The sequence below is a fragment of the Curtobacterium sp. VKM Ac-1395 genome (genome assembly GCF_015350975.1).
In the GTDB taxonomy this organism is placed as follows: Bacteria; Actinomycetota; Actinomycetes; order Actinomycetales; family Microbacteriaceae; genus Curtobacterium.
In genome coordinates this window covers 300,031-326,792 of sequence record NZ_JADKRX010000005.1, presented here as the reverse complement: position 1 = coordinate 326,792, position 26,762 = coordinate 300,031, and the positions used below count along the sequence as shown (strand labels likewise).

28 protein-coding genes and 1 riboswitch are annotated in these 26,762 nt (G+C 73.8%); of the genes, 21 read left to right on the top strand and 7 right to left on the bottom strand.

Features of this window, described 5'->3' with window-relative positions; translation table 11 throughout:
* Window position 1: 1 nt before the first annotated feature.
* The 5 genes from ITJ68_RS15075 (at window position 2) to ITJ68_RS15055 (ending at window position 4,682) form a co-directional block, all read left to right on the top strand.
* Window positions 2-1,666, top strand: coding sequence for an L-aspartate oxidase (locus ITJ68_RS15075; RefSeq protein WP_194662331.1), 1,665 nt, complete (start codon window positions 2-4; stop codon window positions 1,664-1,666).
* Window positions 1,663-2,628, top strand: a complete 966-nt coding sequence (nadC, locus tag ITJ68_RS15070; protein ID WP_194662329.1) for a carboxylating nicotinate-nucleotide diphosphorylase — start codon at window positions 1,663-1,665, stop codon at window positions 2,626-2,628. The genes ITJ68_RS15075 and nadC overlap by 4 nt, the downstream gene beginning before the upstream one ends.
* Before the next feature lie 5 nt (window positions 2,629-2,633).
* Entirely contained in the window at window positions 2,634-3,791 is a 1,158-nt protein-coding gene (locus ITJ68_RS15065; RefSeq protein WP_194662327.1) for a cysteine desulfurase family protein, read from the top strand.
* An 89-nt stretch (window positions 3,792-3,880) separates the two neighbouring features.
* Window positions 3,881-4,132: a hypothetical protein gene (locus tag ITJ68_RS15060; RefSeq protein WP_194662325.1), complete on the top strand. Its 252-nt coding sequence runs from the start codon at window positions 3,881-3,883 to the stop codon at window positions 4,130-4,132.
* A 259-nt stretch (window positions 4,133-4,391) separates the two neighbouring features.
* Window positions 4,392-4,682, top strand: a complete 291-nt coding sequence (locus ITJ68_RS15055) for a hypothetical protein (protein WP_194662324.1) — start codon at window positions 4,392-4,394, stop codon at window positions 4,680-4,682.
* On the opposite strand, the gene ITJ68_RS15050 is transcribed toward ITJ68_RS15055, so the two are convergent.
* Window positions 4,642-5,136, bottom strand: a complete 495-nt coding sequence (locus ITJ68_RS15050) for an MSMEG_6728 family protein (RefSeq protein ID WP_194662323.1) — start codon at window positions 5,134-5,136, stop codon at window positions 4,642-4,644. The genes ITJ68_RS15055 and ITJ68_RS15050 overlap by 41 nt on opposite strands.
* 85 nt (window positions 5,137-5,221) lie before the next feature.
* Between ITJ68_RS15050 and ITJ68_RS15045 the strand changes: the two genes are divergently transcribed.
* Entirely contained in the window at window positions 5,222-5,818 is a 597-nt protein-coding gene (locus tag ITJ68_RS15045) for an NAD(P)H-dependent oxidoreductase (RefSeq protein WP_194662322.1), read from the top strand.
* A gap of 207 nt (window positions 5,819-6,025) precedes the next feature.
* Here the strand turns inward: ITJ68_RS15045 and aroQ are convergent, their stop codons facing one another.
* Entirely contained in the window at window positions 6,026-6,469 is a 444-nt protein-coding gene (gene aroQ / locus ITJ68_RS15040; protein ID WP_194662321.1) for a type II 3-dehydroquinate dehydratase, read from the bottom strand.
* 63 nt (window positions 6,470-6,532) lie between these two features.
* Here aroQ and ITJ68_RS15035 point away from each other — a divergent pair, with 63 nt between their 5' ends.
* Both ITJ68_RS15035 and ITJ68_RS15030 read left to right on the top strand, forming a co-directional pair.
* Window positions 6,533-7,123 carry a DNA-3-methyladenine glycosylase I gene (locus tag ITJ68_RS15035; RefSeq protein WP_194662320.1) on the top strand — a complete coding sequence of 197 codons (591 nt, stop codon included), beginning with the start codon at window positions 6,533-6,535 and terminating at the stop codon, window positions 7,121-7,123.
* Between the two features lie 114 nt (window positions 7,124-7,237).
* Window positions 7,238-7,924, top strand: a complete 687-nt coding sequence (locus ITJ68_RS15030; protein ID WP_194662319.1) for a DJ-1/PfpI family protein — start codon at window positions 7,238-7,240, stop codon at window positions 7,922-7,924.
* Window positions 7,925-7,939: 15 nt separating this feature from the next.
* Here ITJ68_RS15030 and ITJ68_RS15025 read toward each other — a convergent pair whose 3' ends face one another.
* Window positions 7,940-8,410 carry a GNAT family N-acetyltransferase gene (locus ITJ68_RS15025; protein ID WP_194662318.1) on the bottom strand — a complete coding sequence of 157 codons (471 nt, stop codon included), beginning with the start codon at window positions 8,408-8,410 and terminating at the stop codon, window positions 7,940-7,942.
* The gene (locus ITJ68_RS15020; RefSeq protein WP_194662317.1) at window positions 8,407-9,204 is read right to left on the bottom strand and encodes a LysR family transcriptional regulator substrate-binding protein; all 798 of its coding nucleotides are present in this window, start codon (window positions 9,202-9,204) and stop codon (window positions 8,407-8,409) included. Before ITJ68_RS15020 ends, ITJ68_RS15025 begins: the two co-directional genes overlap by 4 nt.
* A gap of 33 nt (window positions 9,205-9,237) precedes the next feature.
* On the opposite strand from ITJ68_RS15020, the gene ITJ68_RS15015 reads away from it, so the two are divergent.
* The 3 genes from ITJ68_RS15015 (at window position 9,238) to ITJ68_RS15005 (ending at window position 10,771) form a co-directional block, all read left to right on the top strand.
* Entirely contained in the window at window positions 9,238-9,627 is a 390-nt protein-coding gene (locus ITJ68_RS15015; RefSeq protein ID WP_194662315.1) for a DUF5997 family protein, read from the top strand.
* 47 nt (window positions 9,628-9,674) lie between these two features.
* Window positions 9,675-10,181 (top strand): hypothetical protein, encoded by a 507-nt coding sequence (locus tag ITJ68_RS15010; protein ID WP_194662313.1) that lies wholly within the window; start codon window positions 9,675-9,677, stop codon window positions 10,179-10,181.
* A gap of 62 nt (window positions 10,182-10,243) precedes the next feature.
* On the top strand, window positions 10,244-10,771 hold the full coding sequence (locus ITJ68_RS15005; protein ID WP_194662311.1) for an Lrp/AsnC family transcriptional regulator: 528 nt from the start codon (window positions 10,244-10,246) through the stop codon (window positions 10,769-10,771).
* 21 nt (window positions 10,772-10,792) lie between these two features.
* On the opposite strand, the gene ITJ68_RS15000 is transcribed toward ITJ68_RS15005, so the two are convergent.
* Window positions 10,793-11,224 (bottom strand): GNAT family N-acetyltransferase, encoded by a 432-nt coding sequence (locus ITJ68_RS15000; protein WP_194662309.1) that lies wholly within the window; start codon window positions 11,222-11,224, stop codon window positions 10,793-10,795.
* A 105-nt stretch (window positions 11,225-11,329) separates the two neighbouring features.
* Between ITJ68_RS15000 and ITJ68_RS14995 the strand changes: the two genes are divergently transcribed.
* From ITJ68_RS14995 to ribH, 7 genes are all read left to right on the top strand, one after another.
* Entirely contained in the window at window positions 11,330-12,694 is a 1,365-nt protein-coding gene (locus ITJ68_RS14995; RefSeq protein WP_194662307.1) for a hypothetical protein, read from the top strand.
* An 87-nt stretch (window positions 12,695-12,781) separates the two neighbouring features.
* The gene (locus ITJ68_RS19145) at window positions 12,782-14,566 is read left to right on the top strand and encodes a chaplin family protein (RefSeq protein ID WP_228505643.1); all 1,785 of its coding nucleotides are present in this window, start codon (window positions 12,782-12,784) and stop codon (window positions 14,564-14,566) included.
* A 156-nt stretch (window positions 14,567-14,722) separates the two neighbouring features.
* Complete coding sequence (locus tag ITJ68_RS14985) at window positions 14,723-16,084, top strand: alpha/beta hydrolase (RefSeq protein ID WP_323743337.1); 1,362 nt, start codon at window positions 14,723-14,725, stop codon at window positions 16,082-16,084.
* Window positions 16,081-18,651 carry a bifunctional lysylphosphatidylglycerol flippase/synthetase MprF gene (locus ITJ68_RS19630; protein WP_194662304.1) on the top strand — a complete coding sequence of 857 codons (2,571 nt, stop codon included), beginning with the start codon at window positions 16,081-16,083 and terminating at the stop codon, window positions 18,649-18,651. Before ITJ68_RS14985 ends, ITJ68_RS19630 begins: the two co-directional genes overlap by 4 nt.
* Window positions 18,652-18,708: 57 nt before the next feature.
* Window positions 18,709-18,843, top strand: a riboswitch (FMN riboswitch).
* A 96-nt stretch (window positions 18,844-18,939) separates the two neighbouring features.
* A complete protein-coding gene (locus tag ITJ68_RS14975) occupies window positions 18,940-19,623 on the top strand; it encodes a riboflavin synthase (protein ID WP_194662302.1) in 684 nt (227 codons plus the stop codon).
* The gene (ribB, locus tag ITJ68_RS14970; protein ID WP_416354654.1) at window positions 19,623-20,363 is read left to right on the top strand and encodes a 3,4-dihydroxy-2-butanone-4-phosphate synthase; all 741 of its coding nucleotides are present in this window, start codon (window positions 19,623-19,625) and stop codon (window positions 20,361-20,363) included. Before ITJ68_RS14975 ends, ribB begins: the two co-directional genes overlap by 1 nt.
* Entirely contained in the window at window positions 20,360-20,839 is a 480-nt protein-coding gene (gene ribH, locus ITJ68_RS14965; protein ID WP_071269986.1) for a 6,7-dimethyl-8-ribityllumazine synthase, read from the top strand. Before ribB ends, ribH begins: the two co-directional genes overlap by 4 nt.
* A gap of 80 nt (window positions 20,840-20,919) precedes the next feature.
* Here the strand turns inward: ribH and ITJ68_RS14960 are convergent, their stop codons facing one another.
* Complete coding sequence (locus tag ITJ68_RS14960; RefSeq protein WP_194662300.1) at window positions 20,920-21,090, bottom strand: hypothetical protein; 171 nt, start codon at window positions 21,088-21,090, stop codon at window positions 20,920-20,922.
* A gap of 66 nt (window positions 21,091-21,156) precedes the next feature.
* Window positions 21,157-21,705, bottom strand: a complete 549-nt coding sequence (locus ITJ68_RS14955) for a TetR/AcrR family transcriptional regulator (RefSeq protein WP_194662298.1) — start codon at window positions 21,703-21,705, stop codon at window positions 21,157-21,159.
* A gap of 136 nt (window positions 21,706-21,841) precedes the next feature.
* Here ITJ68_RS14955 and ITJ68_RS14950 point away from each other — a divergent pair, with 136 nt between their 5' ends.
* The 3 genes from ITJ68_RS14950 (at window position 21,842) to ITJ68_RS14940 (ending at window position 26,691) form a co-directional block, all read left to right on the top strand.
* Window positions 21,842-23,896: an aldo/keto reductase gene (locus tag ITJ68_RS14950; RefSeq protein ID WP_194662297.1), complete on the top strand. Its 2,055-nt coding sequence runs from the start codon at window positions 21,842-21,844 to the stop codon at window positions 23,894-23,896.
* The gene (locus ITJ68_RS14945; RefSeq protein WP_323743336.1) at window positions 23,875-24,972 is read left to right on the top strand and encodes a LacI family DNA-binding transcriptional regulator; all 1,098 of its coding nucleotides are present in this window, start codon (window positions 23,875-23,877) and stop codon (window positions 24,970-24,972) included. Before ITJ68_RS14950 ends, ITJ68_RS14945 begins: the two co-directional genes overlap by 22 nt.
* Before the next feature lie 195 nt (window positions 24,973-25,167).
* A complete protein-coding gene (locus tag ITJ68_RS14940; RefSeq protein ID WP_194662294.1) occupies window positions 25,168-26,691 on the top strand; it encodes an MFS transporter in 1,524 nt (507 codons plus the stop codon).
* Window positions 26,692-26,762 lie beyond the last annotated feature (71 nt).

The following is a 26,762-nucleotide window of genomic DNA, read 5'->3' as shown; positions in this document are numbered from 1 at the left end:
CGTGCACGTCGTCATCGTCGGCTCCGGCATCGCCGGCCTCACCGCCGCGATCCGCGCCAGTGCCAGCCACGACGTCACCCTGGTGACGAAGGGGTCCCTCGCCGACGCCGCGACGAGCCACGCCCAGGGCGGCATCGCCGTCGCGCTCGGCGCCGACGACTCGGCGAGCCTGCACGCGGCCGACACGCATGTCGCCGCGGCTGGCAGCGCGGACGCCCGCGCGGTCGACGTGCTCTGCACCGACGGCCCCGCCCGCGTCCAGGACCTGCGCGCCCTCGGGGTGCCGTTCGACCGCACCGACGACCCGGGCAGCCTCGACCGCCACGGCGACGACCTGGCCCGCGGGCGCGAGGCAGCGCACGGTCGCTGGCGCGTCGTCCACGCCGCCGGGGACGCGACCGGCGCCGCGATCGAACGGACCCTCATCGCGGCGCTCCACCGCCGACACGTCACGATCCTCGAGCGCACCTGCCTGACCGACCTCGTCCTGCGGGACGGCGCAGTCGTCGGCATCGACGTGCTCGACCTGCTCGGCGAACCCCGACGGATCGACGCCGACGCGGTCGTGCTCGCCTCCGGGGGAGCTGGACACCTGTACCGCGAGACGACGAACCCGCTCGTCGCGACGGGCGACGGAGCCGCGGCGGCCTGGCGTGCCGGAGCCGTCCTCGCCGACCTGGAGTACGTGCAGTTCCACCCGACCCGGCTCGCGGTCCCCGGCGGCGGCCTGGTCTCCGAGGCCGTCCGCGGCGAGGGCGCCGTCCTCCGTGACGCCCGAGGCCACCGCTTCATGGGGGCACTGCACCCGGACGCCGAACTCGCCCCCCGCGACGTGGTCGCCCGGGGGATCGCCGCCGCCATCCGTGACCACGGCGCGGTGTTCCTCGACGCCAGCGGCCTCGACGCAGCGTTCCTCGTCGGACGTTTCCCCGGCCTCACCCGCGCCACCCGTGCCGCGGGCTTCGACTGGACCCGCGAGGGCGTCCCGGTCGCCCCCGCCGCGCACTACTCCATGGGCGGCGTCGCCACCGACGCCGAGGGACGCACGAGCCTGCCCGGCCTGTCCGCCGTCGGCGAGGTCGCGTGCACCGGCGTCCACGGCGCCAACCGCCTCGCCTCCAACTCCCTGCTCGAAGGCCTCGTCTTCGCGGTCCGCGCTGCGGACGCGCTCGGTGCTCCACGACCGGGGCGGCTCCGGCTCCGTGGTGACGCGACGCTGCCCGTCACCTGGGCGACGGACCTGCCGGAGCCGGTGCGAGCCTCCCGTCCGGTGGGTGGTGACCAAGGACGGACGGGAGGCCCCGATCGCCTCCCCGAGCCGGCGGACGTCCGGCGCGTGCTGCAGTCCGTCATGACCGAGCGGGTCGGGCTGCTCCGGGACGCGGCCGGGCTGGCGTCCGCGCGGTGCGACCTGGCCGCGCTCACCGTCGACGGACCGACGACGGTCCGCGGGCACGAGGACCGCGCGCTCCTCGACCTCGCCCGGCTGGTCGCGCGCGCTGCCGAGGCCCGCACCGAGTCCCGCGGCGCCCACGCCAGGACCGACCACCCCGACACCGACCCCGGTGCTCCCGCCTCGCTCGCGTGGTCGCGTGCCGTCACGTCCGCTGCCGCCCCCGCCCCCGCTCCCGTTCCCGCTCCCGTCACCGAAGAGGCCATCGCATGACCAGCACCGCCACGCCGACCGTCGACCCCGGCACCGTCCCGCAGCACGTGCTCCGACGCGTCATCGACACGGCGCTCGAGGAGGACGCGCCCTGGGGGGACGTCACCAGCGAGACGCTCATCCCCGCGGACGCGACGGCCACCGCGACGCTCGGTGCCCGCGAGGCCGGCGTGCTGAGCGGCGGCGCGGTCGTCGTCGCGGTCATGCACGCGGTCGACCCGACGATCACGGTGTCGCTGCACCACGCCGACGGCGCTCCCTTCGCGCCCGGGGACGTCCTGGCGACCGTGTCCGGTCCAGCGCGGTCCGTGCTCCGCGCCGAGCGGGTCGCGCTCAACCTGGTGCAGCGGATGTCCGGCATCGCGACGGCCACCACGCGGTACGTCGACGCGGTGTCCGGCACGAGCGCGCGGATCGTCGACACCCGCAAGACCACGCCGGGGCTCCGCGCGCTCGAGCGGTACGCGGTGCGGTGCGGCGGCGGCCACAACCACCGCACGTCGCTGTCGGACGCGGTGCTCGCGAAGGACAACCACCTGGCGGTGCTGCTCGCGAGCGGGATCGGCAGCGGCGACGCGATCCGTGGTGCACGAGCACGACTCGGGCACACCGTGCACCTGGAGGTCGAGGTGGACCGGCTCGACCAGGTCGAACCCGTCGTCGCCGCGGGCGTGGACACGATCATGCTCGACAACTTCACCCCGGCGGACCTCGTCACCGGCGTCGGCATCGTCGCCGGGCGGGCGCTCGTCGAGGCCTCGGGTGGGGTGTCCCTCGAGACCGTCGCGGCGATCGCGGCCACGGGCGTCGACGTCATCTCGGTCGGGGCCTTGACGCACTCGGCGCGGGCGCTCGACCTCGGGCTGGACATCGCCGTGGCGGTGCCGGCTGCCGCTCCGCCGGCCGTCGCTGGTCCGTCGGCCGTCGCTGCAACGTCGGCCGTCGCTGCAACGTCGGCCTGACCGGCGTGTTCTACCTGGACCGGGCGGCCACGACGCCCGTCCGCCGCGAGGTCCTCGAGGCGATGTGGCCCTGGCTCACCGGCGGCTTCGGCAACCCGTCCTCGTCCCACGGCATCGGGGACCAGGCGGCCAGGGGCCTCGCCGACGCGCGGGCCCGGGTGGCCGCCGTGTTGGGGTGCCGCCCGGCCGAGGTCGTCTTCACCGCCGGGGGGACCGAGGGCGCGAACACCGCGGTGAAGGGCCTGGTGCTCGCCGCACCCCGGGGACGGCACGTGGTCACGAGTGCGATCGAACACGAGGCGGTGCTCGCCAGCTGCGACCACCTCGCCCGGTTCCACGACGTCACCGTCACGGTGCTCCCCGTCGACCGGGACGGCCTGGTCACGCCCGCGGTGCTGGCCGCAGCCCTCCGGCCCGACACCACGCTCGTGTCGATCGCCCACGCCGACAACGAGATCGGCACCGTGCAGGACGTCCCCGCGCTCGCCGCGGTCACGCACGCGGTCGGTGCCCGGTTCCACACAGACGCCGTCCAGTCCGCGCCGTGGCTGCCGATCGGGCTCGACCGGCTCGGCGTGGACGCCCTGACGTTCTCCGGCCACAAGCTCGGCGCGCCGAAGGGCACTGGTGTGCTCGTGCTGCGCGCCGGTGTGCCGATGGAGCCGCTCGTGCACGGTGGGGGACAGGAGCGAGGCCGACGCTCGGGCACCGAGGACGTCGCCGGCGCGGTCGCGGTGGCCACGGCGCTGACCCTGTCCGACGCTGCTCGGGAGACCGCGGCCCGGACGGCGTCGGCGACGCGGGACGCGGTGATCGCGGGGGTGCTGGCCCGGGTGCCGGGTGCGGTGCTGACCGGGTCGCCGTCGGCTCGGCTGCCCGGGCACGCGTCCTTCTGCTTCCCCGCGACGGCGGAGCTCCCGGGGGTCAACGGCGAGACGGTGCTGCTCGAGCTCGAGCAGCGGGACGTCGTGTCGTCCTCGGGGAGCGCGTGCGCGGCCGGCAGCACCGAGGCGTCGCACGTGCTCACCGCGCTCGGTCTGTCCGAGGACGTCGCCAGGAGCGCCGTCCGCCTGACCTTCGACGCCGGCCTGACGGAGGCCGACGTGCCCCTCGTCGTCGACGCGGTGGCCTCGGCGGTGGGGTCCGTACGGGCGCTCGGCTGAGCTGTCGCAGGGTGTACTAGACGTTCTACTCCATCTCTGGGGTCCTGTCCCCCCTTCTGCGGACAAGCAATCTGCGACAGAGTGTCCACATGGCAAACGCGACGATGACCCGGACACCCCGGGAGGACCGCTTCCGGGCGGTGCAGCTCCTCCCGGCACCGGCGACCATCGTCGCGCTCGCCGTGGCAGCCGGACACGACGTCGGCTCCGCCCCACTCGGTCTGATCGCCGTCGTGGGTGCGCTCGCCACGATCGGGAGTGCCCTGCTCCCGATGCTCTGCCGGTCCATGCCTGCTCCGACCGAGTCGGAGCGGTACCGAGAGGACACCGAACACCTCTGAGGACCCGCGCCCTCGGTTCCGACACCCCCATGGGAACCGAAGTGGCGCGACCAGACCGGACGCGACCCTGAAACCGCGTCCGGAGCGGGCGAGGCGAACCCCTGTCGCCGCCGTCCGCTGCACCCGAGGCCTGCCGTGGGCATGCGGGACGTCAATCCCCCTGAACGACGTCCACATCGCTCCCCACGGCGGGCCCGGGTGCACTTCCGCGCCCGCGCCCGGTGCGGGACTGCACGGTGCGCGCCGCTAGCGTGGCCGCGTGCCCTCCTACCGCGTGACCCTCGCCGTCGGTGCCCTCGCCCCCGGGGTTGCCCCGGACGCCGTGCTGCCCGAGGCCGCCCGACTCGTCGCCGAACGGACCGTCGTCGAGGCCCAGGACGTCCGACTGCTGCGCGGCGTGCCCTGCGCGGTCGTCCGCTACGAGGCCGGCGAGGACAGTGACGCCGTCGCGATCGCCCGCCACGCGGTGCACGGTCTGCGCGACACGGTCGAGATCCGGTCGGACCGGGTCACCCGGCGCGACGGGGCGCGGTGGACGCCGATCGCTTGAGCGCGCTCGCGGACGGCACCGGCCAGACGTAGTCCAGGTCGTCCGGCACGTCGGGGAACAGCGGGAGGTAGTGCTCCCGGTCCTTCTGCACGAGCTTCGAGCGGTGCGACACGTGCACGGCTTCGTCGTCGTTCCACGCCGGCCGCGGGTAGTCGCCGCGCTCGTAGGCGGCCAGGTCCTCGGGGACGCGGGCCAGGTCCTCGAGCGTCTTGGCCAGGCAGGTGTCGGCGTACCCGCGTTCCAGCCACACCGAGCAGGTGGCGTCCTGGTAGGCCATCAGCGCCGGCCGGTACCCGCGCCACATCGCCGTGACCGGGTGGTGCTGCCAGCCGTAGTCGGGCAGCGTCAGCGCGCGCATCACCTGCAGCGTCTCGACGCGCTGCTTGCCGAGCCGCTTGTCGTCGAGGACCTCGGCAGAGGCACGGAAGTCGGCGAAGGGCAGGAACGTCTGCATGCCGCGAACGGTACGCGGCCCGGCTGGGGTGACACATGCCGTCACACGCGAGCAGCCGCCCGACGCTCGTGTGAGCATCGGAGGCATGAGTGGAGCACACGTCGTCGGCGTCAGCGGCAGCCCGTCCGACCCGTCCCGCACGTCGACGCTGGTCGCGGCCACGGTCGCCCGGCTCGGCGAGGAGCTCGACGGCGCCGAGACCCGGACGGTCGAGATCGGCCCGCTGCTGGCCGACCTCGGGGCAGCGTCCGACCGGGCCTCGATGGCACCGGCGACGATCGCTGCGCTCGAGGCCGTCGAGTCCGCGGACGTCCTCGTCGTCGGCAGTCCCGCGTTCCGGGCGGCCTACTCCGGCGCGTTCAAGCTCTTCTTCGACTGGGTCGGACAGTACGACCTCGTCGACACCCCGGTGCTCCTGACCGCGACGGGCGGCAGCGACCGGCACGCGCTGCTCGTCGAGCACCAGATGCGTCCGCTGTTCGGCTTCTTCCAGTCCACGACGCTGCCGCTCGGGGTGTTCGGCAACGAGCGCGACTTCACCAAGCACGAGGGCGGCTACGACATCACGAGCCTCGACCTGGAGCTCCGCATCGACCAGGCCGTGCGGCGCGCGCTCCCGATCATCCGCGGCGGCTTCGCGACGGCCGCCACCGCCGACGTGCGCCGTCCCGCCGACTTCTGACCCGCCCCGCCCGCGACGCCCGCCCCCGCCCCCGCCCGTGCCCCGCAAGACTCCGGTGTCTCGCGGAACCCCCTGTGCGGAACACCGGTGTCTGGTGAAGACGCCGGGGGAATCCGCGGCGCGGCACCGCAACACCGGTGTCTGGCGCACGGCGACCGCCGACGCAGCCACGACGCCGACGTCGAGACGCCGCCGGCGGCGTGCGGGTCAGCGCAGCAGGGACGCCAGGTGTGCCACGGCCAGGCGGTACCCGTCCGCGCCGGCCCCGGCGATGACCGCGGTCGCGGCCGTGGCCACGTGGTCGACGTGCCGGAAGGGCTCCCGCTTCCAGGTGTTCGAGAGGTGGACCTCGACCACGGGGACGGACAGCGCCTCGACGGCGTCGTGCAGCGCGACCGAGGTGTGGGCGTAGGCGGCGGGGTTGATCACGACGCCGTCGAAGTCGTCGAGCGCCTCGTGCAGCCACTCGACGAGCTCGCCCTCGCGGTTGGTCTGGCGGAAGTCGACGCCGAGCCCATGGACCTCGGCCTCCGCACGGACGATGCCCTCGACGTCCGCGAGCGTGACCGTGCCGTACTGCTCCGGGTCGCGGCGCCCGAGGATGTCGAGGTTCGGGCCGTTGAGGACGAGGATGCGCGGCTGCTCGGTCATGCGGCGAGCCTACCGACGACCACGCGCGGTCCCGGTGGCCGGTCGGTCGGGCAGGATGGTGGCGTGAGCGACCTGGTGATCGGTGACGACGGACTGGCCCGGCCGGTGTGGGCGTCGACGGACCCCCTGCTGCGGGACTACTACGACACCGAGTGGGGCATGCCCGTCCACGACGAGCGGGGCGTGTTCGAGCGGCTCTCGCTCGAGGCCTTCCAGTCCGGGCTGTCGTGGCGCACCATCCTCGCCAAGCGCCCGGCGTTCCGCGCTGCCTTCGCCGACTTCGACCCGGACGCGGTCGCGGCCTTCGGAGAGCAGGACGTCGAGCGGCTGCTGGCCGACGCCGGCATCGTGCGCAACCGGGCGAAGATCCTGGCGACGATCACCAACGCGAACGCCACGGTGGACCTGCGCGCTGACGGCGGGCTCGCCGACTTCGTGTGGTCCTTCCGGCCGTCGACGACCCCCGAGCCGTCCAGCTTCGCCGAGGTCCCGACGACGAGCGAGGAGTCCGTCGCCCTGTCGAAGGCCCTGCGGAAGCGCGGGTTCGCCTTCGTCGGCCCGACGACCATGCACGCGCTCATGGAGGCCCTCGGGATCGTCGACACGCACCTCGTCGGCAGTCACCGCCGCGGCAGCTCGGGCGTCTGGAACTGACCAGACCACCAGCGGCCACACTGCCGGCGGCCAGACCGCCGGCGGCCAGACCGCCGGCGGCCAGACCGCCGGCGGCCGGACCGCCAGCGAGCGACCGGGGCTAGGGTCGCGGGCATGACGACCGAGAGCACCGTCCGGATCGCGTTCCTGTTGTTCCCGGACCTGACACAGCTCGACCTGACCGGCCCAGCGCAGGTGCTCACCCGTGTGCCGGGCGCCAGCGTGGAGTACGTCGCCGCGACGCTCGACCCGGTGCCGAGCGACTGCGGGCTCGCGCTCGTGCCGACCGTCACCCTCGCCGACGCCGCACCGGCGGACGTCCTGGTCGTCCCCGGCGGCGACGGCGCCTTCGACGCCATGCTCGACCCCGCGGTCGTCGCGTTCGTCCGCCGTCAGGCCGAGCACGCCACCTGGGTCACCTCGGTGTGCACGGGGGCGTTCGTCCTCGGTGCCGCCGGGTTGCTCGCCGGCAAGAGGGCGACGACGCACTGGGCCTCGAAGCCGATGCTCGCCGCGTTCGGGGCGACGCCGGTGGACGAGCGGTACGTCGTCGACGGTGCCGTCGTCACCGCGGCCGGTGTCAGCGCGGGCATCGACATGGCGCTCTGGCTCGCTGCCGAGCTCGCCGGGCAGGCCGCCGCGGAGCGCATCCAGCTGCAGATCGAGTACGACCCGCACCCGCCGTTCGACGCCGGTTCGGCGGAGCGTGCCGACGCCCGGGTCGTCACCGGGGCCCGGACGGCAGCCGAGTCAGCACGCGGCGACCGCGTCGGGCGAGCCGCAGCGGCCGTGCTGCTCTGACCGACCCGTGACGGGTCAGTCCAGCGGAAGCTTCATCTGCACGGAGGTCACGCCGTACCCGAGCTGCTCGTAGAGCTCTGCAGCACCCGTGTTGTAGCCGAACACGTTCAGGCCGATCGAGGCCGCGCCCGCGTCCTTCGCGACGACGTGCGCCTGTTCGAGCGCGCGCCGGGCATGCCCACGACGCCGGTGTGCCGCCGCGATCTCGATGTCGAAGACCCACCAGTCACGGCCCGCCGGCTCGAACGGCCCGATCCACAGGGAGCCGACCACGGTCTCGTGGCCGTCGACGACGTCCCACACGTGGTGGCCCGGAGCGGGAGTGCCACCCGGGAACCACGTGTCGACGGACTTCCGCATGGCGACCTCGGCCTGGGCCTCGGTCTCGCCGGACCGGATCCGGGACGCCACGTACTCGGCCATGCTCGTCTCGAGCCAGGCCGGGAGGCTCGTGGCCGCCATCACGCGCAGGCGCGTGTCGGTCATCGGTTGCCCTTGGAACCCCGGCTCGGCTTGCCGCGCATCTTCCCGCGACCCGGGGTGGGGCCCTTGCCGGTGTTCGACTTCTTGCCGGCGCCGGACTTGCCGCCGCCGGGTGACTTCGCCTTCGCCTTGCCGCCGGGGGCCTCACCGGAACGGGAACTGCCGGCCGATCCGCTCCTGGCCGCACCACGCGCCAGACGCGAGGGCTCATCGGCGGAGCGCTCCGAGCCTCCTGGCTGGTCCGGCTGGCTCCGGGAGCTGTTGGCGGTCCGCCCACGGACGACGCCGATGAACTCCTCGGTCAGTTCGGAGGAGTCCTCGTCGCGCCAGACCAGCGCGACGCGCGTGCCCTCGGCGTCGGCGAGCGGGCGGGCGACGAGGTCCTTGCGGCTGGCCTTGCGGAAGAGCGACTGCGGGAGGACGACCACGCCGACGTTCGCCTCGACGAGGTCGAGCGCAGCGTCGACGTCGGCCGGGACGGGCCCGGCGTCGATCATGTGGACGGTCTCCAGGTGCGCAGCCGTGACCTCGGTGGCCTTCGCGAGGTCCGAGTCCTTCGGGGTGGCGACGACGGCGGTCTCGGTCCAGAGGGGGATGGCGCGGAGGTCTTCGGGGACGGGCATCCTGGCGAAGACCATGTCGACGACGTCGTCCTCGGCGGAGAGCGCCGCGACGAGGTCGCCCTGCCCGACGGGGCGGAGCCGGAGCTCGACGGAGGGGAAGCGGTCGCGCCAGACCCTGGCCCACTTGGCGGGTGAGACGCCCGGCACGAACGCGATGGTGAGTGCCACGGTCATGCAACCGAGCATAGGGGCCGTACCCTTGACCCCATGGCGCAGGAACAGACGATGAAGCCCGAGACGGCTGCGAAGAAGCTCGGCATCCTGCTGTCGGCCGCTCCGGAGTCCTTCCGCGACGCGCCCGTCACGCGGACCGCCTTCGACGAGCTCCGCACCGAGCCGCCGGCGTGGCTCGAGGAGCTCCGCCGCGACGGCCCGCACCCGCGACCCGTCGTCGCGCAGAAGCTCGGGGTGTCGATCTCCGGCCTCGCCCGCTCCGGCATCGAGGACGCGCTCACCACGGCCGAGATCAAGCAGCTGCTCGTGGAGAAGCCCGAGTGGCTCGTCCAGGAGCGCGCGACCCAGGCCGCCGTGCACGAGGAGAACGCCCGCGTGAAGCACGAGCGCGCCGCCAAGGCCGCCGCCCGCACCGAGGCCTGACACCCTCCACCCCGAACTGACCCGTCCGGACCGACCCAGGACCGCCCGTGCACGAGACCGTCGCCGACGCCATGCTCGTCGTGCCGCAGTTCGCGTCCGTGTGCTGCATCGTCGGGGACCGGTACCGCCCGCGCCCCGGGGTGATCGTGCCCGCGGCCGTGATGCTCGTGGCCATGCTCATGCCCGTCGTGCACGCGGGGTCCTCGTGGACGCTGCTCGCCGCGACGGTGCTGCTGCTCCTGGCGCCGCTGCCGGTCATGCGCCGCCGCCGTGCCGACGGGCGTCGTGCTGAGCCGATGGACGTGCACCGGGCGCTGTCCTCGGTCGTGATGGCGGGGATGCTCCTGATGGGGCACGCCTCCGGGCTCGCCGACCCGCACGCCGGACACGGCATCGCACTGTCGGCGGTGCTCGGCGGCGGCGTGATCGGGTACTGCGCCTTCAGCGGCTGGCTGCTGCGGTACGAGTGGGGGCGCGAGGACCGTCGGTCCGTGCGCAGCGGCGAGGTCTTCGCGATGACGGTCGCCGTGATCGGCATGACGCTCGCGATGTAGGGACCCCGCGCGTCCGTCGTCTCCCCTCGGGGGACACGCCGACCCCGCGCTACGGTGGTCGCGTGTCCGACCGCCCTGCCCGCCGCCCCGACCCGGCGCCGCGCCTCGACGAGGTCGACGAGCGCATCCTCTGGACCCTGGCCGCCGACGCCCGGATCCCGAACAACCGGTTGGCGGCCGCGGTGGGCATCGCCCCGTCGACGTGCCTGACGCGGGTGCGTGCGCTCGAGGACGCCGGCGTGATCCGTGGCTACCGCGCGGACGTCGACGTCGCGCGGCTCGGGTTCTCGATCGAGGCCATGGTGTCGGTCCGGGTCCACGCGGCCGCGCGGCACGAGCTCCGCGACTTCGCCAAGCGCCTGCTGCGGGTGCCCGTCGTGCTCGACGTGTCGTTCCTGGCGGGCGACAAGGACTTCCTCGTGCACATCGCCTGCACGTCGACCGAGCAGCTGCGGGACTTCGTCGCCGACGAGCTCAGCGGGGACCCCTCGGTCGCCACGACCCAGACGAACATCGTGTTCGAACGGCTCGTCGCGGACCGGGAGCGGCAGGCGCGGTCGTACGACGAGCTCCGGCGCTGGCAGGCCTGAGCGGCTTCCTGCGGCCCCGGGTCAGCGCGTGCGGGTCATGGGGACGTGTGGGATGGCGTCCTCGACGAAGTCCTCACCCGAGCGCACGAAGCCGAAGCGGCCGTACCACTGCTCGAGGTGTGCCTGGGCGTTGAGCGTCACGACGGGGGAGCGGGTCTCGGCGATCGCGGCCTGCATGAGCGCTGCCCCGAGGCCGGCGCCGCGGGCGTGTGCGGCGGTGGCGACGCGGCCGATGCGCTCGGTGCCGTCGTCCTCGCGCAGCAGTCGCAGCGTCGAGTCGACCGAGCCCTCGCCGGCCCAGAACTGGATGGTGCCGGGCTCGAGGTCGCGGCCGTCGATGTCCCCGTACGCGCACTCCTGCTCGACGACGAAGACGTCCTGACGGAGGCGGAGGATCTCGTGCAACGTGACGACGTCGAGGTTGCGGGTGGGGGCGCTGAAGGTCGAGGGCAACTTCGTTCCTGACGTTTTCTTGGGAAATCGGGTGCGCGGCGACGAACTGGGCGTACCGTGCCGGTCAACCACTCTACGTGCGCAGCCAGACCAGGAGGTGAGCGCATGGACAACCCGTTGCGCGCACCCTGGCGCGCTGCGATCCGGTACGCCCTCGTGGGCACCGGTGTCAGCGCGGCCGCCGTGCTGCTCTCGCTGACACTCGGCGCGCAGACCGCGTCCGCCGCCGAGCACGCTCCGAGCCTCCGCACCACCGCGTCGTCCACCTCCGGACTGCTCGGCGGGGTCGTCGGCGGCGTCACGGACACCGCCGGCCAGGCCGTCGACGCCGTGGTCGCCCCGGTCCGCCAGGTCGTCGCACCGGCACCCGCACCGGCTGCCCCGGCGCCGGCACCGGTCGTCGTGCCCGCAGCTCCGGCCCCCGCGCCGGTCCCGACGGCACCAGCACCGGTCCGCCCCGCACCCGCCGCACCCGCTCCCGTCGCAGCGGCACCCGCCCCGGTGCACCAGCAGCCCTCGGCCACCGCCCCCGCCACGACCGCGCCGGCGACCGCCCCCACGCCGACCCTCCCGACGCCCGCTCCCGCGCAGCCCGCCCAGCCGGCCCCGGCAGTGGTGCCGACCACCCCGACGACCGCGGCCGACCCGACGGACGCCACTCCGGCCTCCCGTCCGGTCACCGGCACCGTGGCCGCCCTGCTCCGTCCCGTCACCGGGACCGTGCAGGGACTCACCGGCGCACGCCCGGTCGCGTCGCTCGTCGACACGCTGGACGGCGTCGTCGGAGCACTGCCGGTCGTCGGCAGCGTCGTCGGTGACGACACGCTCGGCACCGTCACCGGACCGGTCACCGGGGACGTCGACGACGTCCTCGGCGACGTCGGCACGGTCGTCGGCGAGGTCCCGGACGTCGTGGCCGACCCGCTCCCGCCGGTCCTCGGCACCCTGCCTGGAGGCTCGACCCCCCTCCCACAGCTCCCCGCACCCCCGGTGGGTGGCGGCTCCGGAACGGTGGGACACCCGGGCGGATCAGCCAGCGGCGGACCCGTTGTCCCGCGACCCACAGCGGGGACACGAACCGCCGGTGCAGCCATGATGACCGGTGTGCGCGCGTCGACCGCTCCGGTCGCCGAGCGCAGTGCGTCGGTGTCGGTCCGGTCGGCAGCGGACATCCGGACGGCCGTCCCACTGCTGGCGCCGACCGTGACCACGAGCGCGCCGGACTCGGCGACGCTCGGCGGCACGGCGCTGTTCGTCCCGCAGGGGACTCCCGGAGAGGCGCCGCTCGGCGACTCCGGACTCGGACTCACCGGCGGCACCACGACCGGCGGTTCCGCCGGTGCGGGTGTCGTCGGGACGGTCGGCGCCTCCGCCGACCAGGACCCCCTCGCCGCGGGGACGCGCGGCTCGATCGCCGACGACGTGGTCCCCACGTCGCTCACCGGCGACCACGACGTCGCACCTGACTGAGGTCGGCGCACCTGCCCGTTCGGCAGGACGCGCCATCCGACCGCCCACGCGGTCGGCACACAAGACCTCAACGCAGGAGTGATGACCATGAACAAGCACGTCTCGAGAGGGCTGTGGTTCGCCCTCTTCCTCGGTGGACTGACGCTCGGGGGAACGGCCGCGGCGAACGCGGCGACGACCTCCGGCACGGACGGCATCGTGTCAGGAACCCAGGTGGCGCCGTCGATCGGCGCCCCCGTCTCCGTCGGCGGGAACGCGCTCGGCGTCCTCGGCGACGCGGTGTCGTCGGCCGTGGCAGCTCCGGCTGCTGCACCGTCGCCGGCTGCCGTCCCCGCCCCGGCTGCTGCCGCTCCCACCACCTCGGGGTCGGACGGCATCGCCTCCGGCACCCAGGTCGCCGGGGCCGTCAGCGTGCCGGTCGACGTGACCGGCAACGCGGTGGCCGTGCTCGGTGACGCTGCTGCGTCGGCTGCACCGGCTGCACCGGCTGCACCTGCTGCACCTGCTGCACCTGCGGCGGCTCCGGCTGCACCTGCTGCACCCGCACCCGCTGCGGCTCCCGCCACGTCCGGGTCGGACGGGATCGCCTCGGGCACCCAGGTCGTGCCCGCCGTCCAGGTCCCGGTGACCATCGGTGGCAACGGCCTCGGCGTCCTCGGCGAGGGCACGGCGTCGGGCTCGACGCCCACGGCGGGGTCCGGCGCCGCTGGTACCGGGACCGCTGGTCCAGGAGGGACGACCTCCGGTGCTGACGGGACGCTGTCCGGCACGCAGGTGTCGCCGGTCGTCTCGGTGCCGGTGACGATCTCGGGCAACGGGATCGGGCTGCTCGGCGACGGGGCTGCGACGGGCTCGGGCTCGTCGCCGGCGTCGTCGCAGCCGACCGCTCCCGCCACGGGATCGGGCACCGCGCCCGTCACCTCGGGCGAGGACGGGATCGGTTCGGGCACGCAGGTCGTGCCCGTGGTCAGCCTGCCGGTCACGGTCGGTGGGAACGGCATCGGTGTCGTCGGTGACGGCACCAGCACCAACACGGGCACGGGCACGAACACCGGGTCGACCACGCCGGTCAGCACGGGCACCGGGGGCACGACCTCCGGGAACGGTGGCATCGGTTCGGGCACGCAGGTCGTGCCCGTGGTCAGCCTGCCGGTCACGGTCGGTGGGAACGGCATCGGTGTCGTCGGTGACGGCACCAGCACCAACACGAACCCGGGCACGGGAGCCGGGTCGACCACGCCGGTCGGCACGGGCACGGGCACCGGGGGCACGACCTCCGGGAACGGTGGCATCGGTTCGGGTACGCAGGTCGTGCCCGTGGTCAGCCTGCCGGTCACGGTCGGTGGGAACGGCATCGGTGTCGTCGGTGACGGCACCAGCACCGGGACGACCCCGAGCGACGGCACGACGCCCGTCACCACCCCGGGCACCGGCACGACGCCCGTCACCACCCCCGGTGGCACGACCACCCCTGGTGGCACGACCAACCCTGGTGGCACGACCACCCCGGGTGGCACGACGACGCCGGGCGGCACGACCACCCCTGGTGGGACGACCGTCCCGACCGGCGACGACGGCGACGGCACCACCCCCGGTGACGTCACGACGGTCCCCGCGGCCATGACGACGACCGGCACCACGCCGACCGTGACCGCCGCCGGCACCACCGCCGAGGCCGCTCGCACCACCGCCACGACCACCCCGGTCGGGACGGCAGCGACGGCACCCGCAGCCGCGACTGGCACGGGCACCGGCGCCACGCCGGCCGGACTCGCCTACACCGGGGCGTCCTCGCCCCTCGTGCCCGCGGGTCTCGCACTGCTGCTCCTGCTGCTCGGGGTCGGGACGCTCGTCCTCCGTCGCCAGCACTAGCAGGACCAGGACCGAGGGGCACCGGTACGCCGGTGTCCCTCGGTGGCGCGCCTGGGAGCGATCTGATCGGCGACTGTGGGCCGCTGATGTCGATGCTGTGAACAGTGGAAGCGGTGCAGCAGCCGCTCGGGAGCCGCAGGGCTGGACGATGGACCCGTGTTCACCGAACTGCTCCGAATCCCGATCGTGACCCCGGGGGTCCTGGTCCCCGTCGACGTCGTCGCCGGGCTGCTGGCCCTCTGGGCCGTCGTCGGCCCCCTCGGCCGACGCTCCCGGCGGGGCGTGGGCCGGACCATCGTCAGCGGTCGGGGTCGACTCGCCGTGCGCGGAGGTGCGCTGCTCGTCGGGGCCGGGGTGGGCCTCCTGGCCGTCTGGTGGTTCGGTGACGTGCAGGACGACTTCGGCGTGGCATTCACGCCGGTCACGCGGATGTGGGTCGCCTTCCTCGGCGCGACCGTGGCGCTGTGCATCACCGTCCTCGTGCAGGGCGGCTGGGGGCGTCGGTCCGTGGCGATCGCCGCGCTCGCCGGCGTGGCGCTGGCCACCGGACTCGGCATCAACGTCGACTTCGGTGCCTACCGGACCATCGAACAGGCGATCACCACCGACCCCTACCCGGCGGGGTCGCTCGGGCACCAGCACGCGGCCCCGGCGGACGCGATGGTGGTGGACGCGGCCACCTGGGCGGCACCGGCGTCGATGCCGGACCACGGCCGCACGATCTCGGTGCAGATCCCGGGCACGGTGTCCCACTTCCACGCGCGCCGCGCGGTCGTGTGGCTGCCACCGGCGGCCCTCACCGCCCACCCACCGACGCTGCCGGTCCTGGTCGCGCTGTCCGGGCAGCCCGGCCAGCCGTCCGACATGTTCCAGGCGGGTGAGCTCGGCGAGGACCTCGACACCTACGCGCGGGCGCACCACGGTCTCGCCCCGATCGTCGTCAGCCCGGACCAGCTCGGGGCGCCGAACCGGAACCCGATGTGCGTGGACTCCCGACGGCTCGGACGGAGCGCGACCTACGTCATGACCGACACCGTCGACTGGATCCGGCAGCACCTCGACGTGGCCGCGGCCCCGAGCGGCTGGGGCATCGCCGGTTTCTCGCAGGGGGCGACCTGCGCGATGCAGTTCTCCACCGAGCACCCCGACGTGTTCGGGTCGGCGCTCGCGATCTCGAGCGAGCTCACGGTGAAGAACGGCTCGGAGGCGCACACGGTCAAGGTCGGGTTCGACGGCTCCCGCTCGGCGTACGAGGCCGCGGCCCCCATCGCGACGATGCGCCGGCACGCACCGTACCGACAGCACCTCACGGTGTTCGGCTTCGGGCAGGACGACGCCCCCTACCGGGCCTCGACCACCGCGCTCCGCGCCGCAGCGGGGCGCGCTGGGATGCAGACGTCCCTGATCGTCTCGCCGGGCTCCGCCCACGACTGGAACACGGTGCGGTACGTGCTGACGCACGGGCTGCCGCAGGTCGTCGCGCACCTCGGTCTCCCGGCACAGGCCGGTGCGCTGTGAGCACCGCGAACGCGACCGCCACCGCGTCCCGACGTCGTCCGTCCCTCCGCGACGTCGGCCGCTCTCCGCTCCGCGCGGTCCGGCGGTCGCCGGTGACGGCCGCGATCGTCGTGCTGGTCCTCGCGACGTCGGTCATCGGGGTCGTGATGCGCCTGACCCACGGCGTCGCAGCCGGGCACCACGGCCACGCTGCTGCGCTCGGCGACGCGTTCGGTCCGGCGTCGTTCGGTCCGCTCCGCGTGTTCGTCGTCTCGACCGGCGTCGTCGCGCTCCTGCTCACCCTCGCGGGCGTCGTCGTGCTGGTCGGCGCAGCGGAGCGCCTGATGGGCTCGTGGCGCACGGCGGTCGCCTTCGTCGTGACGACCGTGGTCGGGACGGGGATCGGAGCGCTCAGCGCCTTCGTCGACCTCGACGGACGGAACGCCGGGGCGCTCATCGCCGGACGGGCGACGGCCTTCGACCCGTGGACGGCCATCGTCGGCACGATCGCCACGGCGAGCGCCTTCGCCGGTCCGCTCTGGCGTCGCCGCATCCGTGTGGGCACCCTGGCCGTGGTGGCCGCCCTGTTCCTCTACGCCGGACACGCGTCCGACCTCTACGCGGTGCTCGCCGCCGCGGCCGGCTGGGTGCTCGGCGAGACCCTCCGCAACGCCCCGAAGCGTGTCGGCTGGACCCGCAGCTCGCACCGGGAGACCCGGGTGCTCCTCGGCACCGCGGTGCTGGTGTCGGCAGTCGGCCCGGTCATCGCGCTCGTGTCCCGCGCCCGGGTCGGGATCCTCGCGCCGATCGCCGCCGTCGTCGGTGCGGGCCCGGTCACCCCGGTCGCCGGATGCCGGGCCGACGGGGTCGCCGGGCAGTGCCTCCGCGGACTGCTGGCGTACCGGGCAACGGACCCGTGGACGCTGCTCCTCGCGGTCCCGCCGCTCCTCGTCCTGGTCGTGGGCGGGCTCGGGCTGTTCCGAGGCAGTCGGTTCGCGGTGTGGCTGGTCGTGGTCGTGGACCTGGTGACGGCGATCGCCGCCGCGGTCACGTACGGCCTGGTGCCCGGCCGGGTCGAACGGCTGCACGGGACCGAGGACCGGCTCATCGTGACGCTGTCGATCATCGCGTCGATCGCGGTCCCGCTCGCCACGGCCGTCGTCCTGGTGCTGCTGCGTCGGTCGTTCACCGTGCTGCCCACCCGCCGTCGTCTCGCCGGGTTCGGGATCGCCGTGCTCGGCGCCGCCGTCGTGCTCGTCGTCGTGATGCTCGTCGTCGCCGACGCCTCCCCGGTCCGCATCGACGAGCCCTGGCGCATCGTCGTCTCCGCGCTCGGCCCGCTCGCCCCGACGACGTTCTGGGAGCACCTGCCGCGGCTCGACCCCGGACTCCGGCTGACCCTCGGTCTCGCCGGTCCGATCCTGTGGCTCGTGGTGGCCGTCGCCGCCGTCCGCCCGACGGGTGCCGCACCGACCGACACCGACCTCGACGGCAGCCGGGCCGCGCGGGAGCAGGCCCGGGCACTGCTCGTGGCCGGCGGGGGAGACACCTTCGGCTGGATGACGACGTGGCAGGGCAACGCCTACTGGTTCACGGCCGACGGTCGAGCCGGCATCGCGTACCGGCGGAACGGTGGCGTCGCGGTGACGCTCGGCGGGCCGTTCGGACACCAGGACGCACGCGACGACGCCCTCACGGCCTTCGCCCGGTTCTGCGACGACAACGGCTGGACCCCGGTGCTCTACGGCGTCGACGAGACCGTCGCCGCGCCCCTCCGCGCGCTCGGCTGGGGCACGCTCCCGGTCGCCGAGGACGCGGACTTCGACCCGCGGGACTGGACGACGAGCGGCAAGAAGAAGCAGGACGTCCGCACCTCCGTGAACAAGGCGGCGCGCGAGGGCATCACGGCGACGTGGTCGAGCTGGCAGGACCTGCCCACCGCCACCGTCCGCCAGATCGAGGCGATCTCCGAGGAGTGGGTCTCGGAGCGTGAGCTGCCGGAGATGGGCTTCACGCTCGGCGGCGTCGACGAGATGCGGGACCCGGCCGTCCGGACGCTCGTCGCGCAGGACGCCGAGGGCACCGTGCTCGCCGTGACGAGCTGGCTGCCCTCGTACGACCAGGGCCGCGTCGTCGGGTGGACGCTGGACGTGATGCGTCGGACGAGCGCGGCACCGAACGGCGTGATGGAGTTCCTCGTCGCGAGCGCCGCGGACCGGATGCGTGAGGACGGTGTCGCGCGCCTGAGCCTGTCCGCCGCCCCGTTGGCCCAGGCGCCGTCGACCGCGTCGGCGCGGGGGTCGGACCCGTCGGACCCGTCGGCGGCGTCGGCCCCGTCGGCGGCGTCGTCGTCGCCCGGGGAGGGCGTGCAGAACCTCCTCGAACTCGTCGGCGGGGTGCTCGAGCCGGTCTACGGGTTCCGGTCGCTGCTGAAGTTCAAGCTCAAGTTCGGGCCGGAGCTGCACCCGCTCGTCCTGGCGTACCCGGACCCCGTGGCGCTGCCGTCGATCGGCATCGCCGTGGTCCGCGCGTACCTGCCGGACCTGTCGCTCCGCCAGGCGGTGGCGCTGGCGCGGGGGCGTGGATGACCGCGTGTGACCCGCACGCCGCGCGCGTCAGGGGGCTGGGGTATCGTTCGGGGTACGCAAGCGCTCCGGGGTCGGTGCAAGTCCGAACCGGTGGTGACAGTCCACGAGCTGACGACGGGTGAACTCCCGACCGATGCTGACCCGGTGGGATTCCGGGACCGACGGTGAGAGTCCGGATGGTAGGCGCGCTGGCGGAGGACACGGCCATGCCCACCACGCGGCGTGGACGCGACCTCCGCTCTGCCGACGATCGTCGTGCACACCCGGAGTCCCGTTGAGAGGACACCAGTGTTCACCGGCATCATCGAGGAACTCGGCACCGTCACCGCCGTCGACGCCCACGGCGACTCCGTCGCGCTCACCATCCGCGGCCCGCTCGTGGTCTCGGACGCCCGGCACGGCGACTCGATCGCGACGAGCGGCGTCTGCCTGACCGTCGTCGACCAGACGTCCGACACCTTCACCACCTTCGTCATGAAGCAGACGCTCGACATGAGCGCACACGGCTCGCTCCGCGTCGGTGACCCGGTCAACCTCGAGCGTGCGGCGTCCGTCGGCGACCGACTCGGTGGACACATCGTCCAGGGCCACGTCGACGGCACCGCCACCGTGCTCGAGACCGCCGACGGGGACGGCTGGCGCCGCGTCCGCTTCGCCCTGACGCCGGAGCTCAGCCCGCTCGTCGTCGACAAGGGCTCGGTCGCGCTCGACGGCGTCTCGCTCACCGTCAGCGCCGTCTCGCCGGAGTCCACCGACCCCGCCGCAGCCTGGTTCGAGGTGAGCCTCATCCCCGAGACCCTCAGCGCCACCACCCTCGGCGACCGCGTCCCCGGCGACCGCGTCAACGTCGAGACCGACGTCCTCGCGCGGCACGTCCGCCGCATGCTGCGGCTCGACGCGGCGGCGCGCGAGCAGACCCCCGCCGACCCGTCGGAGCTCGCCCCCGACTTCTCCAGCCTGGAGGCCCGGTGATGGTCGTCGACGCATCGCAGCACCCCGACGTGGCGACACCAGGGCACGTGGCCGGCTCCTCGTCGGTGGTCTCGCCCGCACGTGTGCCCGGTCTGTCCACCGTGGACGACGCCGTCGCCGCGATCGCGGCCGGCCGCCCGGTGATCGTCGCCGACGACGAGTCCCGTGAGAACGAGGGTGACGTCATCCTCTCCGCCGAGCTCGCGACACCCGAGTGGATCGCCTGGACCGTGGCGCACTCGTCGGGGTTCATCTGTGCCCCGGTGAGCACCGAGATCGCCGACGCCCTCGACCTGCCGCCGATGGTCGAGCACAACGAGGACGTCCGCGGCACCGCCTACACGGTGACCGTCGACGCCGCCGTCGGGGTCACGACCGGCATCAGCGCCCACGACCGCGCCCGGACGCTGCGGGTCCTCGCCGACCCCACCTCGGTGCGCGACGACCTGCACCGCCCCGGACACGTCGTGCCCCTGCGAGCCCGACCCGGCGGCGTCCGCGAGCGCTCCGGGCACACCGAAGCAGCGATCGACCTCGTCACCGCAGCCGGGCTGCGACCGGCGGCGGCGATCTGCGAGATCGTCGACGAGGACGGCAGCATGATGCGGCTGCCGCGGCTGGTCGAACTGGGGGCGCGCGAGGGCGTGCCCGTCATCACCATCGCTGCGCTGGCCGAGTGGCTCGACGCAGCTGACCGGGCGACGACGATCGTCGCGCCCACGGAAGGAACCACACGATGAGCGGAGCAGGCGCGGCGGACCGCGACCAGGTCGACGGCAGCGGCATCCGGGTGGCGATCGTCGCCGGACAGTGGCACGACACCATCGCGGCCGGGCTCCTCGCCGGGGCCCAGCGCGAGGTCGAGCGGCTCGGCGCCGAGGCCACCGTCATCCCCGTCCCGGGCAGCTTCGAGCTGCCCGTCGTGGCCAAGGTCGCCCTCGAGTCCGGCTTCGACGCCGCGGTCGCGCTCGGCGTGATCATCCGCGGCGGCACCCCGCACTTCGAGTACGTCTCCGACGCGGCCACGAGCGGCCTCACGCGCGTGGCGATCGACACCGGCAAGCCCGTCGGCTTCGGGGTGCTCACCCTGGACGACGAGCAGCAGGGGATCGACCGGGCCGGCCTGCCCGGGTCGAAGGAGGACAAGGGCGCCGAGGCCGCACACGCCGCCATCGCGACGGCCGTCGCCCTGCGGAGCCTGCGCGTCCCCGCCTGAGCCCGGTCACGGCGCGGATCGGCCCGCGACGCAGAACGGCCCCGCACCGGTGAGGTGCGGGGCCGTTCTCGACGTTGTGGCTACTTCTTGCCGAAGACGTGGATCGGCAGGAAGAAGGAGAGCGACATCAGGAGGACGCCCGCCATGAAGACGAAGGCCTGACCCGAGTCCACCTGGAACGCGAACCCGAACAGGTACATCGACACCAGCAGCAGCAGGATCGAGAAGAAAGCGGCGATGACGCGGCCCACAGGGTACCTCCGGAGGTCAGACGGGTGGATCACCCCAAGTCTATCCCCAGGGGCGCCCGCGCTGGTTCACGCAGCGGGCTTGGTGGACACGAGTCGGTCGACGACGCCGAGCAACGACTCCATGTCGACCGTCGCGCGGTCGGGCCGGACGTCGCTCGCGGCACCCAGTGACGCCGCGTGGTACAGCCCGTCGCCCATCAGCTTGATCGCCTGCGCGGTGGGTGCGTCGCCGAGGGCCTCGACCAGGGTGGCGAGCCAGGCGTTCTCGGTCTCGTCGAGCGTGCGGCCGGCCTCGGCGTACCCGGCCTGCTGCAGGCGGCTGGCGGCGAGGAGCGCCAGGTCGAGCTCGCTGCCGACGAACTGGCAGTTGCGGACGAAGTAGCGGGCGGGCCCGTCCTCGGCGTCGCGCATCCGTTCGACGTCGGCCGTGGACAGGTCGACGAGGCGGTCGCAGAGGCCCTCGACGAGGGCGGCCTTCGAGCCGAAGTGGTAGAGCAGTCCGCCCTTCGACACCCCGGCACGAGCGGCGACGGCGTCGAGCGTGGCGGGACGCTCGCCCTCCTCGCACACGATGGCGACGAAGCTGTCGAGGACGCGGTCGCGGGCACTGGCCATGGGGGAAGTCTAGGGAACCACGGGCTCGCGCTGGTCCCACGGCCGCCTCGTGAACGCTCACGACCCTTGATCGAGCGGAGGGAACTGCCCTAGGGTCGTCGTGACCGTGAAGGTTCACGAGACGAACAGGATCCGCATGTCAGCGCAGACCGCGACCACCACCGGCACCACCTCGACCCCGTCCGGCGACACCCCCGGCTGGGCCGTCCTCGGCCCGGGCAGCATCGCCCGCCGGTTCCTCTCCCAGCTGCCGGCGAGCACGGCAGGCGCCACGCTCGTCGCCGCGGGCAGCTCGTCCGTCGAACGCGCACGCTCCTTCGCCGAGGACGCCGCCGGCCACGGGTTCGCCGACGTCACGGCGACGACCTACGACGAGGTGCTCGCCGACCCACGCGTCGACGCCGTCTACGTCTCGACCGTGCACACCGGTCACGCGCACCTGGTGTTGGCAGCGCTGCAGGCGGGCAAGGCCGTGCTGTGCGAGAAGCCCCTCGCGCCGAACCACGGCACCGCGATGGCCCTGGTCGACGCCGCCCGGGTCGCCGGCCTGCCCCTGGTCGAGGCCTACATGTACCGCTTCCACCCGCAGACCGCGGCACTGCTCGACCTCGTCCGCCAGGGCGCGATCGGCGACGTCACCCACGTCGACGCCTCCTTCGCGTTCCGGGTGGGCGAGCGCACCGGGCGGCTGTTCGACGTCGACACCGCCGGGGGCGGCATCCTCGACGTCGGCGGCTACCCCGTGACGATGACCGCGGCGATCGTGCAGGCCGCCACGGGCACGGCCGTCGCGGAGCCGACGGACCTGACCGCCACCGGCACCCTCGGCCCGACCGGCGTCGACGAGTGGACCACCGCCGACCTGACCTACCGCGGCCGCGCCGGTCGCACGATCACCGCGAACGTCCGCACCGGTGTCCGCGTGCAGGACGACAACGCCGTCACCGTGTACGGCACCCGCGGACGCATCACGCTGGCGGACCCGTGGACCCTCGGCGACGACCCCACGATCGTCGTCAGCACCGTCGACGACGACCCCCGCACGCTGTCCTTCGCCGGCGAGCACCCCTACGCCCGTGAAGCCGACGCCACCACCGCCGCACTCGCCGCCGGCCAGGGCGAGGCCGCGCAGATGACCCTCGACGAGTCACTCGCCGCCGCCCGCACGCTCGACCGCTGGCGCGCCGCGATCGACCTGCGCTACCCGTTCGAGGCCGAGACCGCCGACATCCCCACCGTCAGTGGCCGACCGCTCACCGTCGCGTCCGACACCACGATGCTGTACGGCGAGGTGCCCGGCGTCGGCAAGCGGATGTCGCGCCTGGTGATGGGCGTCGACAACCAGCCCGACCTGGCCCACGCCAGCGCGGTCTTCGACCTGTTCGTGGAGCGGGGCGGCAACGTCTTCGACACCGGGTACATCTACGGCGGCGGCGTGCTCGAGGGCCGCCTCGGCAAGTGGATCCAGAACCGCGGCATCCGGGACGACGTCGTCGTGATCACGAAGGGTGCCCACACCCCGTACTGCGACCCGGAGTCCCTCAGCCGTCAGCTGCTCGAGAGCCTCGAGCGCCAGGGCACCGACCACGCGGACATCTACATGATGCACCGCGACAACGAGGACGTGCCGGTGGGGGAGTTCGTCGACGTGCTCGACGAGCACCGCCGCGCCGGCCGCATCCGCGTGTACGGCGGGTCGAACTGGAGCCTGGCGCGCTTCGACGAGGCGAACGCCTACGCGAAGGCGAACGGCAAGCACGGGTTCGACGTCCTCAGCAACCACTTCGGGCTCGCCGAGGCGTACGACGTGCCGTGGGAGGGGTGCCGCCACGTCACCGACGCCGCGTCGAAGGCCTGGCTCGAGGAGCGCCAGGTCCCGCTGCTGCCCTGGTCGTCCCAGGCGCGCGGCTTCTTCACCGGTCGTGCGACGCCGGAGGACACCAGCGACGCCGAGCTCGTCCGCTGCTACTACAGCGACGACAACTTCGAGCGGCTCCGACGTGCGAGCGAACTCGGCGAGCAGTTCGGCGTCCCCGCCACGGCGATCGCCCTGGCGTACGTCCTCAACCAGCCGTTCCCGACGTTCCCGCTCTTCGGACCGCGCACCATCGCCGAGGCCCGCTCCTCGATGACCGGCCTCTCCGTCGAGCTCACCCCGGAGCAGGTCGCGTGGCTGGACCTCCGCGCCTGAGCGAGACGACGCCGGGCGCGATGACGCCGGGCGCGACGACACCGGGCGAGCCGCCGCCGGGCGAGCCGACCGCGGGCAAGCAGCCGCCGACCCCCGCCGGCCGCGCGACGATCATCGACGTCGCCGCGGCCGCCGGGGTGTCCCGGCAGACGGTCACCCGGGCGATGAACGGCATGACCGGCATCAGCGCGGCGACCAAGGAGCGGGTCCTCCTGGCGGCCGAGGCCCTCGACTACCGCCCGTCCCGCTTCGGCCGTGGCCTGGTCACCGGCGGCGACCACCAGCTCGGCCTGGTCGTCGACGACCTCCGCAATCCGTACTCACCGGAGCTCGCCGCCGCGGTGCTCGGGTTGGCCGCGGACCGCGGGTGGAACGTGATGCTCGCCGACGTCGGGCTCGCGAGCGACCCGTCCCGCATGGTGCAGGCCCTCGGCGTCCAGACCGACGTCGTCATCGGGTACCTCGGGCTGCGCGCTCCCGAGTGGATCGAACAGCTCGGCTCGGTGCCGGTCGTCGAGCTCGACCCCGCCGGCACGGTCACCCGGGCGGCCGTGCGCATCGACCCGACCGAGGCCATCGACGCACTCGCCGACCACCTCGTCGCCACGGGCGTCAAGCACCCCGTGGTCCTCGACGCGTCGACCGACGGAGCGCCCAGCCACCGCGGTGGACTGATGGCCGACGCGCTGCGCCGACGCGGCTACCTGCCAGAACTCGTCCACGGCGGGGAACCGACCGCTGCGGCAGGCGCCGCGGCCACCGAACGACTGCTCGCCGACCGCCGACGGCTCGACGCCGTGCTCGCCTTCAACGACGTGACCGCCCTCGGCGTGCTGTCGGCCTGCCGCCGTGCGGGCGTCGACGTGCCAGGTGACGTCCGCGTGGTCGGCGTGGACGGCCTGCCGCTCGGCGGTCTCGTCGCGCCGACCCTCACCACGCTCGCCGTCGACCTCGAGACGGTCGCGCAGCAGGCGCTCGACCTCGCGCTCGGCATGCTCGCGGGGGACCTCCCGCGCCAGGGACCGACGGTGCAGCGCACCGTGCGCCACCGCCTGCTGGTGCGCGAGTCGGCCTGACCGCTCGGCCGGGGCAGTGGGCACGACCACCGCCGGACGGGAGGCTCGGCGCAAGTCCGGCACCGAGCCTCCTTCCCGACGTTGGTTGCATTTGCAACCACAACCGTCCGGACGGTACAGTAGACGGAGTCCTGCCGGGCCGCGTGACGACTTCCGCGCCCGTGGAACATCCCTCGAAGTCCTCGGAGCACCACCATGTCCGCACTCCTCACCAGTCCCGTCGCCACGCGTGTCACCGCGAGCCGTGCGCGACGGTTCCTGGCGCTCGCGGTCCTGATGCTGCCCGTCCTGCTCATCTCGGTGGACAACACGATCCTCAGCTTCGCGCTGCCGTCCATCGCCCGCGCGCTGAACCCGGACGCCACCACGCAGCTCTGGATCGTCGACGCCTACCCGCTCGTGCTGGCCGGGCTGCTCGTGGTGATGGGCAGCATCGGTGACCGGATCGGACGCCGCCGGATCCTGGTGGTCGGTGCGACCGGGTTCGCCGCGATGTCGGTCGCGGCCGCCTTCGCCACCGACGCCTGGATGCTCGTCGCCGCCCGCGTGGCGATGGGCGTGTTCGGCGCGATGCTCATGCCGGCGACGCTCTCGATCATCCGCAACGTGTTCCCGGACGCGGGGGAGCGTCGCATGGCCCTCGCCGTCTGGTCGACGATGTTCGCCGCGGGGAACGCCCTCGGCCCGCTCGTCGGCGGCGCGCTCCTGGCGCACTTCCACTGGGGCAGCGTGTTCCTGGTCGCGGTGCCGATCCTCGTCGTGATGCTGGCGGCCGTGCCGTTCTGCGTGCCGGAGTCCCGCGACCGCAACCCCGGTCCGGTCGACGTCGTGAGCATGCTGCTCTCGCTCGGCACGCTGGCGCCGGTCGCGTGGGCGATCAAGTCGATCGTGCACCCCGAGGAGCGCGGCCTCGCCATCGCCATGGTCGCCGTCGGTGTCATCTGCGGCATCACCTTCGTCCGTCGGCAGCTCCGCACGCGCACCCCGATGCTCGACCTCCGGCTGTTCCGCAGCACGGCGTTCACGGGCAGCGTGCTGATGAACATGGCGGCGATGTTCTCGCTGACCGGGTTCCTGTTCTTCATCGCCCAGCACCTGCAGCTCGTGGCCGGGCTCGACCCCTTCGCGTCCGGCATCGTCCTGATCCCCGGGTCCGTGCTGACCATCGTCGCGGGCATCGTCGCCGTGCCGATCGTGGCCCGTGTCGCGCCGCGGTGGGTCGTCAGCGTCGCCCTGCTGTTCTCCGCCGCCGCGTACGGCCTGGTCGCGGTGCTCGGGCACCATGCGTCGATCGCCGCACTGGCGTTCGCCTTCGTGCTGCTCGGCATCGGGATCGGCGCGTCCGAGACGATCACGAACGACCTCATCATCTCCACGGCCCCGGCGGACAAGGCCGGCGCGGCGTCGGCGGTGTCCGAGACCGCGTACGAGATCGGTGCCGTACTGGGGACCGCGATCCTCGGCACGATCCTGGCCACGGCCTACCGCGCGCACGTCGTGGTGCCGGGCGGGCTGTCGTCGACGTCGCACACCGCGGCGCAGGAGACCCTCGGCGGCGCGGTGTCGGCGGCGAACGAGCTCGGCGGCACCGCGGGGCAGGTGCTCCTCGAGTCGGCCCGGGCGGCGTTCGACTCCGGCGTGACGATCACGGCCGGCGTCGCCGCGGTGCTCATGGTCGTCGCCGCCGCGGGCGCGGTCGTGATGCTCCGTCGTGGCTGACCCCCTGCCGGGCCCGGGCGGTGGGCCGTCACCGCGCGGTCCGGTCGGCGCGCCCGGGATGCCCCGAACCT